Annotated in this window: 15 protein-coding genes; 7 read left to right on the top strand and 8 right to left on the bottom strand. The window is 69.5% G+C overall.

Annotated elements, in window-relative coordinates; all coding sequences use genetic code 11:
* Positions 1-8: 8 nt before the first annotated feature.
* Positions 9-266: a hypothetical protein gene (locus tag JOF36_RS34565; protein ID WP_210036480.1), complete on the top strand. Its 258-nt coding sequence runs from the start codon at positions 9-11 to the stop codon at positions 264-266.
* A 340-nt stretch (positions 267-606) separates the two neighbouring features.
* On the opposite strand, the gene ctaD is transcribed toward JOF36_RS34565, so the two are convergent.
* The 3 genes from ctaD to JOF36_RS34550 form a co-directional block, all read right to left on the bottom strand.
* Positions 607-2361 carry an aa3-type cytochrome oxidase subunit I gene (gene ctaD / locus JOF36_RS34560; protein WP_210036479.1) on the bottom strand — a complete coding sequence of 585 codons (1755 nt, stop codon included), beginning with the start codon at positions 2359-2361 and terminating at the stop codon, positions 607-609.
* Positions 2362-3417: 1056 nt separating this feature from the next.
* Positions 3418-4122, bottom strand: a complete 705-nt coding sequence (locus tag JOF36_RS34555) for a DUF305 domain-containing protein (protein ID WP_210036478.1) — start codon at positions 4120-4122, stop codon at positions 3418-3420.
* Positions 4123-4126: 4 nt separating this feature from the next.
* On the bottom strand, positions 4127-4906 hold the full coding sequence (locus JOF36_RS34550) for a thioredoxin-like domain-containing protein (RefSeq protein WP_210036477.1): 780 nt from the start codon (positions 4904-4906) through the stop codon (positions 4127-4129).
* A 424-nt stretch (positions 4907-5330) separates the two neighbouring features.
* Between JOF36_RS34550 and JOF36_RS34545 the strand changes: the two genes are divergently transcribed.
* Positions 5331-6425 (top strand): acyltransferase family protein, encoded by a 1095-nt coding sequence (locus tag JOF36_RS34545; RefSeq protein ID WP_210036476.1) that lies wholly within the window; start codon positions 5331-5333, stop codon positions 6423-6425.
* A gap of 256 nt (positions 6426-6681) precedes the next feature.
* Here JOF36_RS34545 and JOF36_RS34540 read toward each other — a convergent pair whose 3' ends face one another.
* Entirely contained in the window at positions 6682-7089 is a 408-nt protein-coding gene (locus JOF36_RS34540) for a heavy metal-responsive transcriptional regulator (RefSeq protein WP_093356867.1), read from the bottom strand.
* Between the two features lie 186 nt (positions 7090-7275).
* Here JOF36_RS34540 and JOF36_RS34535 point away from each other — a divergent pair, with 186 nt between their 5' ends.
* Both JOF36_RS34535 and JOF36_RS34530 read left to right on the top strand, forming a co-directional pair.
* Positions 7276-7518 (top strand): MFS transporter, encoded by a 243-nt coding sequence (locus JOF36_RS34535; RefSeq protein ID WP_210036655.1) that lies wholly within the window; start codon positions 7276-7278, stop codon positions 7516-7518.
* Positions 7515-8738, top strand: coding sequence for an MFS transporter (locus JOF36_RS34530; protein ID WP_210036475.1), 1224 nt, complete (start codon positions 7515-7517; stop codon positions 8736-8738). The genes JOF36_RS34535 and JOF36_RS34530 overlap by 4 nt, the downstream gene beginning before the upstream one ends.
* Here JOF36_RS34530 and JOF36_RS34525 read toward each other — a convergent pair.
* Positions 8648-9031 (bottom strand): FAD-dependent monooxygenase, encoded by a 384-nt coding sequence (locus tag JOF36_RS34525; RefSeq protein WP_372447471.1) that lies wholly within the window; start codon positions 9029-9031, stop codon positions 8648-8650. The genes JOF36_RS34530 and JOF36_RS34525 overlap by 91 nt on opposite strands.
* A gap of 10 nt (positions 9032-9041) precedes the next feature.
* Entirely contained in the window at positions 9042-9674 is a 633-nt protein-coding gene (locus JOF36_RS34520; RefSeq protein ID WP_210033520.1) for a class I SAM-dependent methyltransferase, read from the bottom strand.
* A gap of 378 nt (positions 9675-10052) precedes the next feature.
* Between JOF36_RS34520 and rpsN the strand changes: the two genes are divergently transcribed.
* Positions 10053-10358 carry a 30S ribosomal protein S14 gene (rpsN, locus tag JOF36_RS34515; protein ID WP_210036474.1) on the top strand — a complete coding sequence of 102 codons (306 nt, stop codon included), beginning with the start codon at positions 10053-10055 and terminating at the stop codon, positions 10356-10358.
* A gap of 115 nt (positions 10359-10473) precedes the next feature.
* Positions 10474-10596 carry a type B 50S ribosomal protein L36 gene (gene ykgO / locus JOF36_RS34510; RefSeq protein WP_085916765.1) on the top strand — a complete coding sequence of 41 codons (123 nt, stop codon included), beginning with the start codon at positions 10474-10476 and terminating at the stop codon, positions 10594-10596.
* A 242-nt stretch (positions 10597-10838) separates the two neighbouring features.
* Here ykgO and JOF36_RS34505 read toward each other — a convergent pair whose 3' ends face one another.
* Complete coding sequence (locus JOF36_RS34505) at positions 10839-12902, bottom strand: heavy metal translocating P-type ATPase (RefSeq protein ID WP_307862779.1); 2064 nt, start codon at positions 12900-12902, stop codon at positions 10839-10841.
* On the opposite strand from JOF36_RS34505, the gene JOF36_RS39655 reads away from it, so the two are divergent.
* The gene (locus JOF36_RS39655) at positions 12897-13073 is read left to right on the top strand and encodes a hypothetical protein (protein ID WP_245353127.1); all 177 of its coding nucleotides are present in this window, start codon (positions 12897-12899) and stop codon (positions 13071-13073) included. The genes JOF36_RS34505 and JOF36_RS39655 overlap by 6 nt on opposite strands.
* Here JOF36_RS39655 and JOF36_RS41190 read toward each other — a convergent pair.
* Complete coding sequence (locus tag JOF36_RS41190; RefSeq protein WP_246104042.1) at positions 13061-13345, bottom strand: DUF1490 family protein; 285 nt, start codon at positions 13343-13345, stop codon at positions 13061-13063. The genes JOF36_RS39655 and JOF36_RS41190 overlap by 13 nt on opposite strands.
* Positions 13346-13549: the final 204 nt, after the last annotated feature.

Here is a 13549-nt window from a genome sequence, read left to right as displayed (position 1 = left end):
TGCAGTGTGTGACGAGGTTGGTGGGGCGGCGAGTCACGCTGCGCGACCCGTCGCGTTCGCGGCCCGGCCTCGTCGGCGCCGTGGCTGCGCCCACTAGCGCCGATCTGGACTACGCCCGCGAGGTGTACACCCCGTACGGCCTCGGCCCCGACCACGGGCAAGTCCTGGTGCGCTGGCAGCCCGACCAACCAGAGAAGGGCACCTGGCACTGGGCTGGTGAGCTGCGCGAACTCGACTCGGCGGCGCACCCGGCAACGAGCGAATAGCCGCCGGTACACCAACTGGCGGGCCGTCGCCTGTGATAGTGGATGACCACTTCCTAGCAGGGGCCCCGCGCTCCCCTAGCCACTCCCGGCGCGCCCCGAAGGTCACACAGCGTCACGCTTCGTTACTCGGAACGGCTCAGTATCCGCCACCGCCGCCGACCACTGGAGACGTCACTGGTTGCGCCGCGCTCCTCATAGCTACGGTCACCCCTTCTGAAACAACGCCGGATGCCACCAGTTCGGGCGTAGCTCGTGCGTCGTGACGGGGCTGTGCCGGGCGGTGCCGATCAGAGATGACACCGCCCGGGGAAGAGCGCCGATCTGGGACAACGCACGGCGGTCAGTTGGACTTTGGGTCGTCGTCGGGCATGGATTCCTTGCCGACCTCGTGCGCCAGCACTTCGGTGGGGTGGGCCTTCCCGCCGACGTGCGCCTCGGCCCGGGCACGCGCAACCATGTGTGGGTAGTGCAGGTCGAAGGCCGGGCGCTCGGAACGGATCCGGGGCAGCTCGGTGAAGTTGTGCCGCGGCGGCGGGGACGAGGTCGCCCACTCCAGCGAGTTGCCGAAGCCCCACGGGTCGTCGACGGTGCAGACCCGGCCGAAGCGGTAGCTCTTGAACACGTTGTAGATGAACGGCAGCGTCGAGGCGCCGAGGATGAACGCGCCGATCGAGGAGATCGTGTTCAGCGTGGTGAACCCGTCGGAGGGCAGGTAGTCGGCGTAGCGGCGCGGCATGCCCTCGTTGCCCAACCAGTGCTGCACTAGGAACGTCAGGTGGAACCCGACGAAGGTCAGCCAGAAGTGGATCTTGCCGAGGGTCTCGTCGAGGAACCGGCCGGTCATCTTCGGGAACCAGAAGTAGATGCCGCCGAAGGTCGCGAACGCGATCGTGCCGTAGAGCACGTAGTGGAAGTGGGCGACCACGAAGTAGGTGTCTGATACCTGCCAGTCCACCGGCGGCATCGCGAGCAGGACGCCGGTCAGCCCGCCGAACAGGAACGTGACCAGGAAGCCGATCGCGAACAGCATCGGCGTCTCGAAGGTGAGCTTGCCGCGCCAGAGAGTGCCGATCCAGTTCACGAACTTGATCCCGGTCGGGATGGCGATCAGGAACGTCGTGAAGGAGAAGAAGGCCAGCAGCACCGCGCCGGTGGCGTACATGTGGTGCGCCCACACCGCGACCGACAGTGCCGCGATCGCCATGGTCGCGAAGATCAGGCCCTTGTAGCCGAAGATCGGCTTACGGGCGAACACCGGGAAGATCTCCGAGACGATGCCGAAGAACGGCAGTGCCACGATGTAGACCTCGGGGTGGCCGAAGAACCAGAACAGGTGCTGCCAGAGGATCACGCCGCCGTTCTCCGGGTTGAAGATGTTGGCGCCGAGGTGCCGGTCCGCGGCCAGGCCCAGCAGGGCGGCGGTCAGGATCGGGAACGCGATCAGGATCATGATCGACGTGATGAGGATGTTCCAGGTGAAGATCGGCATCCGGAACATCGTCATGCCGGGCGCGCGCATGCAGACGATCGTGGTGATGAAGTTGACGCCACCCAGGATTGTGCCCAGACCGGACACGACCAAGCCCATGATCCACAGGTCACCGCCGACGCCGGGCGAGCGGACCGCACTCGACAGCGGGGTGTAGGCGAACCAGCCGAAGTCGGCGGCGCCACCAGGGGTCAGGAACCCGGACAGGACGATCAGGCCGCCGAACAGGAACAGCCAGTAGGAGAACGCGTTCAGCCGCGGGAACGCCACGTCCGGGGCGCCGATCTGCAGCGGGACGATGTAGTTCGCGAAGCCGAACACGATCGGCGTCGCGAACAGCAGCAGCATGATCGTGCCGTGCATGGTGAACAGCTGGTTGTACTGCTCGGTCGAGAGGAACTGCAGCTCCGGACGGGCGAGCTCGGCACGGATCAGTAGCGCCATCGCGCCGCCGGCCATGAAGAACCCGAACGACGTGACCATGTAGAGGATCGAGATGTCCTTCGGATCCGTCGTCCGCAGCATCCTGAGAAACGCGGATCCCTTTCCGTTGCGGCGTGGCGGATGTGTGCGCGCCGACACCGGCCGGGGGCCGACCTGGGTCATGGAGAGGTCCTTTCGACGCCGGAGCCCCGCTCCTCTGGTCGACAACGTCGACCGTAGGGATGGCGAGCCCCGAGGAGAAGCTGGGGCGGGCGCGCACCGGCCCCGATGTACCTGGCGGCAGAGGGGCGACGGGCGCAGGTGAACTGCAGCAGTCGCGGCGGAGCCATCGCGGGCATACACCCGGGCGCGGCGCGTGCTGCCGGCCGGTCTACGTCCGTGAGATTCCGAGCCCGATCAGTAGACGCGCACCGCCGAGGACCGATGTCTCGGGTACCGGCACCGCGGTCGGAGACGGGCCGGTCGGTGGCGACCGGTCTAGCGCCGGAACGACCACCGGGGCCGGCGGGGGTTCGTGCTCGTCGGTGCGGACCTGTGCGATCGGGACGGCGTGGCTGTCCGCAGGCGACTCCGGGCAACCCGCCGTGTGGGCGCCGCCACCCGGGGCACCCGCCGTAGGAGTCACCGACGGGAGGACATCAGCAGAGGCGGTTGCGATCACCGGGTGGCCTACGGATCCCTCGTAGGCGGAGGACAGCGGATGCAGCGCCAGCAGCCCGACGAGGGCAGCCAGCAAGGCCACAGCGACCCCACCCCGCTGCACCATCCCGTGTCCCGTCTCGTCGATGACACCCGTCGAACTCCGACACAGCGTAGGACACTGACGACGGGAACACAGCGCCCCGAACGTCCCGGGACACTCGCCGATCCCAGCGACCGGGGCCTGCCCACTCGACCCCCTGTCCAGGGACAAGGCGGGCGCGGCGGGCTGGGAACAACAGCGGCGAGCACGGGAGCCGCTCTACCGCCGCAGCGAAATGGTCGCCGTTTCGGACCGGCGTCGGCCAGCCAACCATCACGGGCGTGCCGATCGGCGCGGACGTCGTCGAACAGGCTCACCAGGCATCGCACCGAGGATCACGGGCTGGCCGAGGTGGTTTCCGCCACCACCACGCAGCGAACATCAAGCTCAGCCGGTCGCTGCGGGTGGGGCGCCGGGCCGTCCCGATGTTGACGCTCTCCGAACTCGATGAGCAATGGGCGCGGAGCCCCGATTCGTCAGTTCGCAGGGAGGGGCTGAGCGCCCCGCTCGAGTAGCAACGACGTCATCAGCTGCGACTCCGCGGTCTGCGCGGTCAGCATCTGCGAGGCCAGGTTATGCACCTCGCTGGTGTCGGCGTGGTCGCGACCGTACCGCAGCATCGAGGTGCCGCCCTCGTGGTGGCGCAGCATCAGCTGCAGAAACATCGCGTCGAGCTGTGGGGGTGGTGTTGCCCGCAGCCGGGCCAGCTCCTCGGCGGTGGCCATGCCGGGCATCCTGGATATCGAGCCGTCGGCGTTCATGCTGGCCATGTCGTCACCGGGGTGGTTCATCCCGGCGGTCATCCATGCCATGTGTCCGTCGCTGGGTAGCGTCGGTGCATCCCACAGGCCCAGCCAGCCCTGCATGATCCCGGCCTGCCTGTTCTGGGTGGTCTCGATGTCGAAGGCCAGCTGCCGCACCCGTGGGTCGGTGCTGTGGTCGCGCGCCCAGGACGCCATTTCCACCGCCTGGCGGTGGTGCACGCTCATGTCCTGGGCGAACCCGACATCCACCGAGTCGGGCTGCGGGACGTAGGGGCCGAAGACGCCGCGGACCGCCAGCCCGGCGACGATGACGGCCGCCAGCGCCAGCACGGCCAATGTCACCACCAGCGGGTTCCGCCAGGGCGACCGACCGGCCGCGGGGGCGGGGGTCGAGGAGCCGGTGAGGTCGGTGCTCACGCGGTCACTGCCCCGGCAGGCCCTGGTCGGGCTGCGGACCCGGGTTCGCGCCCTCGTTCTCCGGGAACACCGTCTGCCGGTCAACCGCCGGCTGCGGTGGCGCCGGCCGGAACGGCGGCGGGTTGTCCTGGTCGAAGCCCTGCGGGCCGGTGGCGTCGCAGGACGCGCCGACCTCGGGGTGGGTGAACCGGTTGACCCTCAGCGAGCGCAGGAACTGCTCGATGCGCTCGTCGTCGGCGGACCCGACCTTGAGCTGGTGGCCCCAGGACTGCAGCGAGATCGGGGAGTCGAGTCCCGGGTAGGGCGACATCACCGTGTAGGGCTGGCCCTCGACCCGCTCGCGCAGCGACGACACCGCCTCGCCCGAGACCTGGTCGGGGTTGTAGGCGATCCATACGGCGCCGTGCTCCAACGAGTGCACGAGGTTTTCGCTGCGCACCGGGTTCGGGTAGACGACACCGTTGCAGGCGGCCCAGACTCCGTCGTGCGCGCCGCCGAAGGGCGGACTGTGGGTGTAGGCGACCTGCTGGTCGCCCAGCACGTGCTGGCCGCCCGGGTACTCCTGCGTGACGATTCCGGGGATGGCCAGTGACGGGTCGCGGTTGTCCTCGCTCGGTGTCCACTGCGCGTTCTGGCCGCGTTGGATCAGCGGGTAGCCGATGAACACCGCGGCCAGCCCCACAATTACCACGATCGCGGCGATCGTCCCCCAGGGGAGCGGGCGCTGGTTGACCGCGGCCACCGACGGCGGTCGCTTCTTCGAAGGCCTGTTGCCGCGAGCCATCAGGATATCCTGTTCGTGGGTGTGGTCCGACGCCACGCAAGTCTAGGGACGCCGCTCGGCGGGTACCGGCCGGCCCACCAGCCGGACAAGAGGCTGTCCGACCTGCGTGACTCCGACACACCGGGCCCGACTCAGGTGCAGCGCTGGCTGTACCGCCGTCCGGCGAGCGCGTCACCATCGCGTCCCGTCGTCGGCTTCCTCGTCGATCTCCGACATTGCGGAGAACGTCGACCACGGACGGCATCGAGGCGGTGCGGGAGTACGCGTCGGTACCGCGGTCCTCAGTCCCTCCACAGCGACCCAACTCTAACGTCGCGGGAGGGCTCCAGTAGGCCGCCAGCGGCTCCTTCTACGCCGCGGACACCGCCTCAGCCTCAGACCCGGTGGCGCTGCGGCTGCCCGAGACCGGGAGACGGGAGGGATAATGACGACGCTTGGCGACCGGTTCGATCCACGGCGCAACAGCTTCGACGTGCTGCGGTTGTCGTTCGCGCTGCTGGTCGCCATCGATCACGGGATCGGGATCCGCACCGGCGAGCAGTGGCGTTGGGGGCTGTCCACTCTGGGGGATTTCGGGCTGGACGGGTTCTTCATCCTCAGCGGGTTCCTGATCACTCGCAGCTTCCTGACCCTCGAGTCCTTCCCGCGGTTCGTGTGGCACCGTTTCCTGCGAATCGCGCCGGGGTTCTGGTTGTGTTTGCTGGTGACCACATTCGTGGTCGCGCCCCTAGCCGCGCTCCTACAAGGTTTGTCCGCGGCCATCCCATTCACCGGGGAGCCGTCGGCGCTGCGCTACCTGTTCGGCAACGCCGGCCTGCTGATCGTGCAGTACGACATCGCGGGCATCCTCGCCGGCACCCCGATGGGCGTCAGCTTCAACGGGGCGTTGTGGACGTTGTTTTTCGAGGCGTTCTGTTACCTGCTCATCGCCGTGCTCGGGGGTGTCGGGGTCCTGCGCCAGCGTCGGATCATCGTCCCACTGATCCTCGTGGTGCTGGCCGTGCTGACGATCCTGCAGGAAGCCGGGCTGCCCGTGTTCGTCAACGACCGGGTGCTCCGATTGACTTTCGTGTTCCTGCTCGGCGCGGCGGCTTACCTCTACGCCGACCGGCTGCTGATGCACATCGGCCTGGCAGCGGTGTCGGCCTCGCTGTTCCTGGTCAGCGTGGCCGCGTTCGCCGACTACCGGGTGCTCGGTGCCGCGCCACTGGCCTACCTGCTTGTGTGGTTCGGGGCGGGTTTTCGATGGCCGTGGTCGATGCGCGCGGACCTATCCTACGGGCTCTACATCTATCACTGGCCCGTGTTGCAGCTGCTCGTGCTGACCGGGCTCGGCGGCACTGCGACCCCGCTGTTCGTGACGGTCGGGCTCGCAATCGTGACACTGGTGGCGGCGCTGTCCTGGTTCGGGATCGAGAAACCCGCGCTCAGGCGGAAGCACAGCCTGTTCCCGGAGCGTATCGCCGCGACGGTCGCCCCACGAGGCCGATCCCCCCGTGGCGGGGACCGAGGTGCTTGACTTCGCCGGTGGGGCATCCGGGCGGGCCGGGTCGAACGGGACACGCTGATCGCCACAGCAGCCCGGGGCGAGGCCCGCGAGACCCTGCTGGGGCTGCTGCGCCCAACCACAACTGGGTGCGCAGTCCAAGATCCGGCTTCGGCGGCGTGAACCGCTGGCACTGTGACCGGGCAACAGAGCGGCCGGACGAGGGAAGCGGGGCGAGCAGCGTGGATCGCCGGTGGCGAGCGGTAGCCGCGCCGACATCCGCGGCAAGCTATGCGCTGTCTGCTGGATTCTCGATGATCCGACAGACCATGGCGTTGTGGCCATGCTGACGGGCACCAGCGGCGCGTGCGCGGGATAGTGACTGACGTAAGTGAGTCAGGTCATCAAGTCGGCGGTCAATCTCGGCTATGTGCATGTCGAGCAACGACAGAACATGTCCGCAGGGCTGCTCGCCGCCCCGCTGGAGATCAAGAATGTCTTTGATCTCATCGAGGTGCAGGCCGAGGGTCTTCGCTTGGCGGACGAAGCGCAGGACCTCGAGATCGTTGTCGGTGAACATCCGGTACCCGGCTTCAGTCCGCTCGGCGGCGGGCAGGAGTCCCTTGGCTTCCCACAGCCGGACCGCTTTGGGGCTCACGCCGACGGCCTGGGCCGCGGCGCCGACGGTCATCCGCATGGCGCCCCTCCTCACGATCGCACCTTGACCCTATCCCTGGGGCAAGGTTCTAGCGTCGGGAGGCCAGATGGTTCCCGACGAGAAGGGGGATGCGGTGTGCCCGTCCAGCCGAAGGCCACCCGTAGTCCACTCAGGGGCTTAGTTGCGCTGCCTACCCTCGACGTTCCTGGCTTCGCGCCGACGTTCATGATCGCGTCGATCCGGGCGCGGTGGGCAGAGACGTTCGGTACCGCACCTGGCGGCTTGGGCTTGGTGGTGCCGGCGTACTTGATCCCGTACGGGGCGACGCCCCAGGTATGGGGGCCACTGTTGGATCGGCTCGGGCGCCGCCCGGTGATACTCGGGTCGTTGCTGGCGTTCGCAATGCTGACCGTCACGACCACGCTGGCCGACATCCCGGAGGCGTTCCTCGGTGTGCGGCCAGCGTGAACGCTGCATCTCGCCGGGTCGGGCTGCGCACGGTGTTCGCCCACCCCGGCTACCGACGCCTGTGGTCGGCGCGGACCGCGTCGCAATGCGGGGACGTGTTCGCAACAGTGGCGCTGGCCCTGCTGGTGTTCGACCTGACCGGCTCGGCCCTGGGTGTGAGCGCGGTGGTGTTCGCCGAGATCGTGCCGGTCCTGTTGCTCGCGCCCCTGGCGGGCGCCCTGGTCGACCGGCTGCCTCGGATCTGGATCATGATCGCCGCGGACGTGTGGCGTGCCCTGCTGGCCGGGTCGCTGATCCTGCTCGGCGACCACGTCGTCGCGGTGTATGTGATCGCGTTCGGGCTCTCTGTCGGAGCGGTCCTGTTCAACCCCGCAGCCAACAGCGCCGTGCCCGCACTGGTCGACGAGAACGAGCTCGTCGCAGCCAACAGCGGCATCTGGACAGCCGCCGTACTGAGCCAGATCGCGCTGGCGCCTGTCGCCGGGCTGCTCTACGCCGCACTCGGCCCCGGCCCGGCGTTCGGGATCAATGCGGCCAGCTTCGTGGCCAGCGCTGTTCTGCTCACCGGGCTGCGGTTACCGGCCACCCCCAGTTCGACTGAACGGCGGGGGTTCTTTGCCGACGCCGTGGCCGGGGTGCGGGTACTGGCCTCGGACCGGTTGTTGCGCGCACTCGGGGCGGGTCAGCTCCTCGCGGCCCTGTCGGCCGGTGCGACGAGTGCCTTGCTGGTGGTGTTGGCGCGGGAGCACCTGGCCCTGCCACCGTCTGGGTACGGGCTGCTGCTGGGCGCGATCGGCGTCGGCGCGTTCCTGGGCCCGTTGGTGGTGAGCCGGCTGCTCAGCGATCCGCGCCGCCCGGCGTTCGTGTTCGGCCCCTACGTGCTCCGCGGCTTGGTCGACCTCGCGCTCGCGACGTTCACCGCGTTCCCGGTCGCCCTGGTCGCCCTGGCGATCTACGGGCTGGGCACCTCCACCGGCGCGGTCACCTTCAACTCCCTGCTGCAAGCCCACACCCCCGCACATCTGCGCGGACGGATCTTCGCCAGCTTCGACGTGTTCTGGCAGCTGGGCCGCCTCGCGTCGCTGCTCCTCGGTGGCATGCTCGCCGCCGCGCTCGGCATCCAGGCCGTCTACCTCCTCGGCGGGTTCCTGCTCCTGGCGGCCGCGGCGATCGGCTGGGCCGGTATCCGGGGTAGCACCCGAGTCCGCAGGCTAAAGTAGTCGTACGGGGTGTCGAGCAGCCCGTAGTCCGACGTCGTGATCAGACCCTTCGGCGTCCGGAGCCGGAACTGGCGGGCCTTGACGTGCGGCTGCTCCAGCAGCCGCACGGCCAACCCGAGCCGGTCGAGCAGCTCCAGCGTCCAGGGGTGCAGCGAGTCGCCGCGGAAGTCACGGTCGAAGTCCTGGTGGCGCTCCACCAGCGTCACCGGCAGCCCGGCGCGGGCCAGCAGGTACGCCAGCAGCATCCCGCCGGGGCCGCCGCCCGCGATCACGGTCCTCCCGGGTGTGCTCACGCCACCGACACTAGCTCGCTGATCGAGTGTCTCGCTCGTCGAGAGAGTTGGGCCGGGCCAGCGGGCGCCGGCACAGGAACGTCCGTGCCGGCGGCGGGTTGCGCCACTCGGTGGCCGTCTCGACGACCTCGTCGAAGTGGGCGTCCAGCAGGGCGCGCAGGTCCCGGACCCGTTTCGGCAGTGCCATCCAAGTGATGATCATGCTGAGGACGCCGTCGGGCACCAGCCGGCTCGCGATCACGCCCATCACCTTCATCCGCAGGTCCTGCGGGAAGACCGCCCAGGGCAGGGTCGAGACGAACGCGTCCACCTTGTCGATGCCGGCGTCGTCGAGGATCCGGTCGAGGTCGGCGACGTCGCCCTCCACGGCCTCCAGCCACGGCTTGTGCTGCCGCAGGTGCGCCACGAGTTCGGGGTCGATCTCGATCGCGAGGTAGCGGGCATCCGGTCCCAGCCGTTCGCGGATCGGCTCGGCCAGCACGCCGGGCCCGGCGCCGAGCTCGACGACCACGCCGTTCGTGCCGTACGGGACGACCCGGGCCAGCTGCATGCAGAGCCGCCGTCCGGTGAGGAACGGGGTTGCCAGCTGGTCCATCCGGGAGAAGGACCGCTTGAGGAAGACGGTGTGGTCGGGACGCGCCATGAGGACATCGTGGCGGGTCCGGGCGCTCCGGTCATGTCCAGGCGACGCGGGTCACCGAACCGGGCAGTACCGGCGCCCGGCCGGACGACGAAAAGGACTCGCGGGAACAATTCCCGCGAGCCCTTTCGTGATCTGTGCGCCGTCAGGGACTCGAACCCCGAACCCGCTGGTTAAGAGCGACCGGCAAATGATGTCCCTGGCATGTCGGCGCAGGTAGAGGCACGGCCCCAACGTGATCATGCGGAGTGTCGAAGTCCCATGATCGCGTGGGGGCCCGGTTGGGTCGGCCACGGGCGCGGTGCCGGGATTGCTCCCGGTCCGGTTCCCGTGGCCGCCCGCCGCGGTCGCGCGGATCCGCACGAGGGGAGTACGTGTCTGATGGCCACCACGGGACAGATCGCCAAGAACGAGCGCCGGAAGGCGATCGTGGCTCGGTACGCCGAACGCCGGGCCGAGCTGAAGGCCGTCGTCGCGCGGCCGTCGGCCACCGCGCAGGAGAAGGCCGCCGCGGCGGCAGAGCTGCGTCGCCAGCCGCGCGACGCGAGTCCCACCCGGGTCCGCAACCGCGACTCGGTCGACGGGCGCCCGCGCGGGCACCTGCGCAAGTTCGGGGTGTCCCGGGTCCGGCTGCGGGAGCTGGCGCACGACGGCGCCCTACCGGGGGTGCGCAAGTCCAGCTGGTGACTCACCCGCCGACGTCCAGCGGTCCCGCGCCCCGGACCTCGAGTTCGGGGCCGGGAACCGGTGGAGAGAACACGCTGTCGCGGTCCGGTGTGGCCGCCACCTCGAGGAGATGCACATGAAGGTGCGCACGTCGCTTCGTTCCCTGAAGAACAAGCCGGGAGCACAGGTGATCCGTCGTCACGGAAAGGTCTACGTGATCAACAAGAAGAACCCGCGGAACAAGGCCCGGCAGGGGTGACCAGGTCGAGCCGCGCGGCAGCCACCTCGACCGAGTGCTTGGCCTGCTGTGATGAAGCCACGACACGGCTGTGCGCGGAGTTCGGCTGCAGCGTGACGCGAGCGACGGTGTCGGACGCGGTCCTGCAGAGCTACCGGGCTCTGAGGCGAGGTAGCGCTCCGGATGGTGCCTTGCCGGAGCTGGTCGAGAGGCTCGCGCGGGTCCATCTCACACCCGATCCGCTGGCGTCCTGACGGTGGCTCTCACTGATCCGGTTGGGTTGCGAGCAGGGGGCCTTCGGTGAGTGATGTCGACATGTTCGTGGGGATCCGGTAGCGGATCAGTCGTGAGCTGTTCCCGACCACGGCGACACTGGACGCGTTGTGCAGGATCGCCGCGACCACGGGCGACATCGCTCCGACGGCGGAGACCAGCAGCCCGGCGGCGTTCACGGCGATGGACATGCCGTAGTTCTGCCGGATCAGGGTGATCGAGCGGCGGCCGAGGTCACGCAGGTCGAGCAGGGCGTTCAGGTCGTCGGCGGCCAGCGCGACATCGGCGGTCTCGACCGCCACGTCGGTCCCGGCGGCGCCCATGGCGATCCCGATGTCGGCCAGTGCGAGTGCCGGGGCGTCGTTGGTGCCGTCGCCGACCATGGCGACCGTGTGGCCCTCGGCCTGCAGCGCCCGCACGACGTCCTGCTTGTCCTCGGGCATCACCTGCGCGCGGTACTCGTCGATGCCCAGCTGTCCGGCCACTGCCTGTGCGGTGCGTGGGTGGTCGCCGGTCAGCATGACGATCCGCCGGACACCGTCGGCACGTAGCTTGACCAGCACGTCGCCGACCTCGGGGCGGATCGTGTCGCGCAGCGACACCAGACCGACGAGCTCGCCGTCGACCGCGAGCAGCAGCGGGGTCTCGCTGGCTCGCTGCAGCTTGCGGACCCAGTCGGCGGCCCTGCGGCTGACCTTCACACCTTGCGCGCGCAGTAGCTCCCGGGAGCCGATGAGCAGTACGCGGCCATCGGCCTGCACCCGCATGCCTTGGCCGAGCAGCACCTCGCACTGCTCGTGCGGCGGAATCTCGATCCGCCGCTCCTCGGTGGAGCGGATGACCGCCTGCGCCAGCGGATGTCGGGAGTGGATCTCCGACGACGCCGAGTAGGCCAGCACCTGCTCGGGTGTCCAGTCGTCGTGGAACGCGATGACGTTCGTGACGACCGGGCGCCCCTGGGTCAATGTGCCGGTCTTGTCGAACACGATCGCGTCGACCCGTCCGGCGGCCTCCAGATGCGCGCCACCCTTGATCAGAATGCCGCGGCGGGCGCCGTTGCCGATCGCGGCGCTGATCGCGGTCGGTGTCGACAGGCCGACCGCGCACGGGCAGGCGACGAGCAGCATCGTCATCGCGCGGCGGACGTCCCGGGTGGCCAGCAGGGTGAGACCTGCGAGGAGGAACGACGCCGGCACGAACCGGCGGGAGAAGTTCTCCCCGACGGTCTGGATCGGCGCCCGGTCGCCCTGGGCCTGCTCGACCCGCTCGAGGATGCGACCGATGGCCGTGTCCTGGCCGACCGCGGTCGCCCGGACGACGATCCGCCCGCGCAGCAGCACCGAGCCGGCGTGCAGGGTCGTGCCGGGCACGACCGAGACCGGCAGCTGCTCGCCGGTGATCGCCGCCTGGTCGATGACGCCCTCGCCCCCGACGACCTCGCCGTCGACCGGTAGCACGATCCGTTCGTGCACCACGACCTCGTCGCCGAGCACCAGGTCGTCGATGTCGACCTCGATCTCGCTGCCGTCCGCCAGGCGAATCCAGGTCCGTGTCGTGGCGCCGGTCAGCAGGTCGGAGATCGCCCGGCGAGAACGACGCAGGGTCAGGTCCTGCAGGTACTCGCCGATGTTGAGCAGCCACAGCACGGTGAGTGCGACGACGTTCTCCCGCAGCACCAGGCTGGCCACCGTCGCGGCGGAGACCAGCGCGTCGGTACCCGCGCCGCGGCCACCGGTCAACGAGCGCAGCGCGCCACGCAGGAACGGGTACCCGGTGAAGATCGTGACACCGGTGGCGACGGTACGGCTGGTCGGACCCAGCATCGGCGGACGGCGCAGGCCGTAGCGGCGGAACCCGAGCGCGGCCAGCGCGACCCCGCCCACCACGAGACGGGCGAACTCCCCGTGGTGGGTATCTGCCGAACGCGGGGTGCGGGCCACGGTCGCCTCCGGATCGGCGCCGAGGCCCTTGCTGATCGCCTCGCGCAACTCGATCCCGTCGCATCCGTCGCGGTACCAGACGACGACGCTGCCGGTGCGCGGGTAGGCATGCACCTGCCGGACACCGGCGACGTGGTCGACGACGTCCTCGACGGCGACGGCCAGCGCGACCTGATCGCGGAGCGCGGGAACGGCGAAACGGACACGCCCGGCCGCGTCGCTGACGACAGTGAGATCCGGGCCCGCGATGTCGCTACTCAGGATGCTCGACCTCAGTGCTCGTGACCGTGCCCGTGCCCATCACCGGCGCCCGGTGCGGGGGTCTGCTCGCCGATCCGGCCGCGGGCCTCACTCACGATGTCCGCAGTCGTCAGACGGGCCTTCTCGGCGCCGGTCTCAGCGGCGCGAGCCCCGCGCAGGCCCCACGTCGTCGCGGTCACCGCGGCCTCGCGAACTGCACCGGAGCGGACCACCCGCTTCACGCCGTCGTACGCCACGGCCCCGGCCAAGCCGCTGGCCACCAGGCTCGCGGCCTTCCCGGCCACTGCTGCGAACACGAGCACCGCCTCCCGTTCAGTCCCACCTGCAGCGTCGACGTGCCCTGAGGTACGCGAGCCGTTCCAGGCTACGCGGAGGACGCCGCGGCTGACCTCGACTGCCGCAACTGGTTGAGCATCAGCGCGCACGTTCCGGTCTACCTGGGTCCGGCCCCTTTTTGGAGTCGGTCTCCGGCAACCCCCGCGTTTCGCCACACCCGGTCG

The organism is Pseudonocardia parietis, assembly GCF_017876315.1.
Classification (GTDB): Bacteria; Actinomycetota; Actinomycetes; order Mycobacteriales; family Pseudonocardiaceae; genus Pseudonocardia; species Pseudonocardia parietis.
The sequence above is the reverse complement of the archived record's forward strand: the minus strand, read 5'-3'. Positions and strand labels throughout refer to the sequence as shown.

Bases quoted from the DNA above. Each gene is read 5' to 3' on its own strand.
- ctaD (WP_210036479.1), bottom strand. From the start codon at position 2,361: ATGACCCAGGTCGGCCCCCGGCCGGTGTCGGCGCGCACACATCCGCCA.
- JOF36_RS34550 (WP_210036477.1), bottom strand. From the start codon at position 4,906: ATGGCTCGCGGCAACAGGCCTTCGAAGAAGCGACCGCCGTCGGTGGCC.
- JOF36_RS34545 (WP_210036476.1), top strand. From the start codon at position 5,331: ATGACGACGCTTGGCGACCGGTTCGATCCACGGCGCAACAGCTTCGAC.
- JOF36_RS34540 (WP_093356867.1), bottom strand. From the start codon at position 7,089: ATGCGGATGACCGTCGGCGCCGCGGCCCAGGCCGTCGGCGTGAGCCCC.
- JOF36_RS34535 (WP_210036655.1), top strand. From the start codon at position 7,276: ATGATCGCGTCGATCCGGGCGCGGTGGGCAGAGACGTTCGGTACCGCA.
- JOF36_RS34520 (WP_210033520.1), bottom strand. From the start codon at position 9,674: ATGGCGCGTCCCGACCACACCGTCTTCCTCAAGCGGTCCTTCTCCCGG.
- rpsN (WP_210036474.1), top strand. From the start codon at position 10,053: ATGGCCACCACGGGACAGATCGCCAAGAACGAGCGCCGGAAGGCGATC.
- ykgO (WP_085916765.1), top strand. From the start codon at position 10,474: ATGAAGGTGCGCACGTCGCTTCGTTCCCTGAAGAACAAGCCGGGAGCA.
- JOF36_RS39655 (WP_245353127.1), top strand. From the start codon at position 12,897: ATGCACCTGCCGGACACCGGCGACGTGGTCGACGACGTCCTCGACGGC.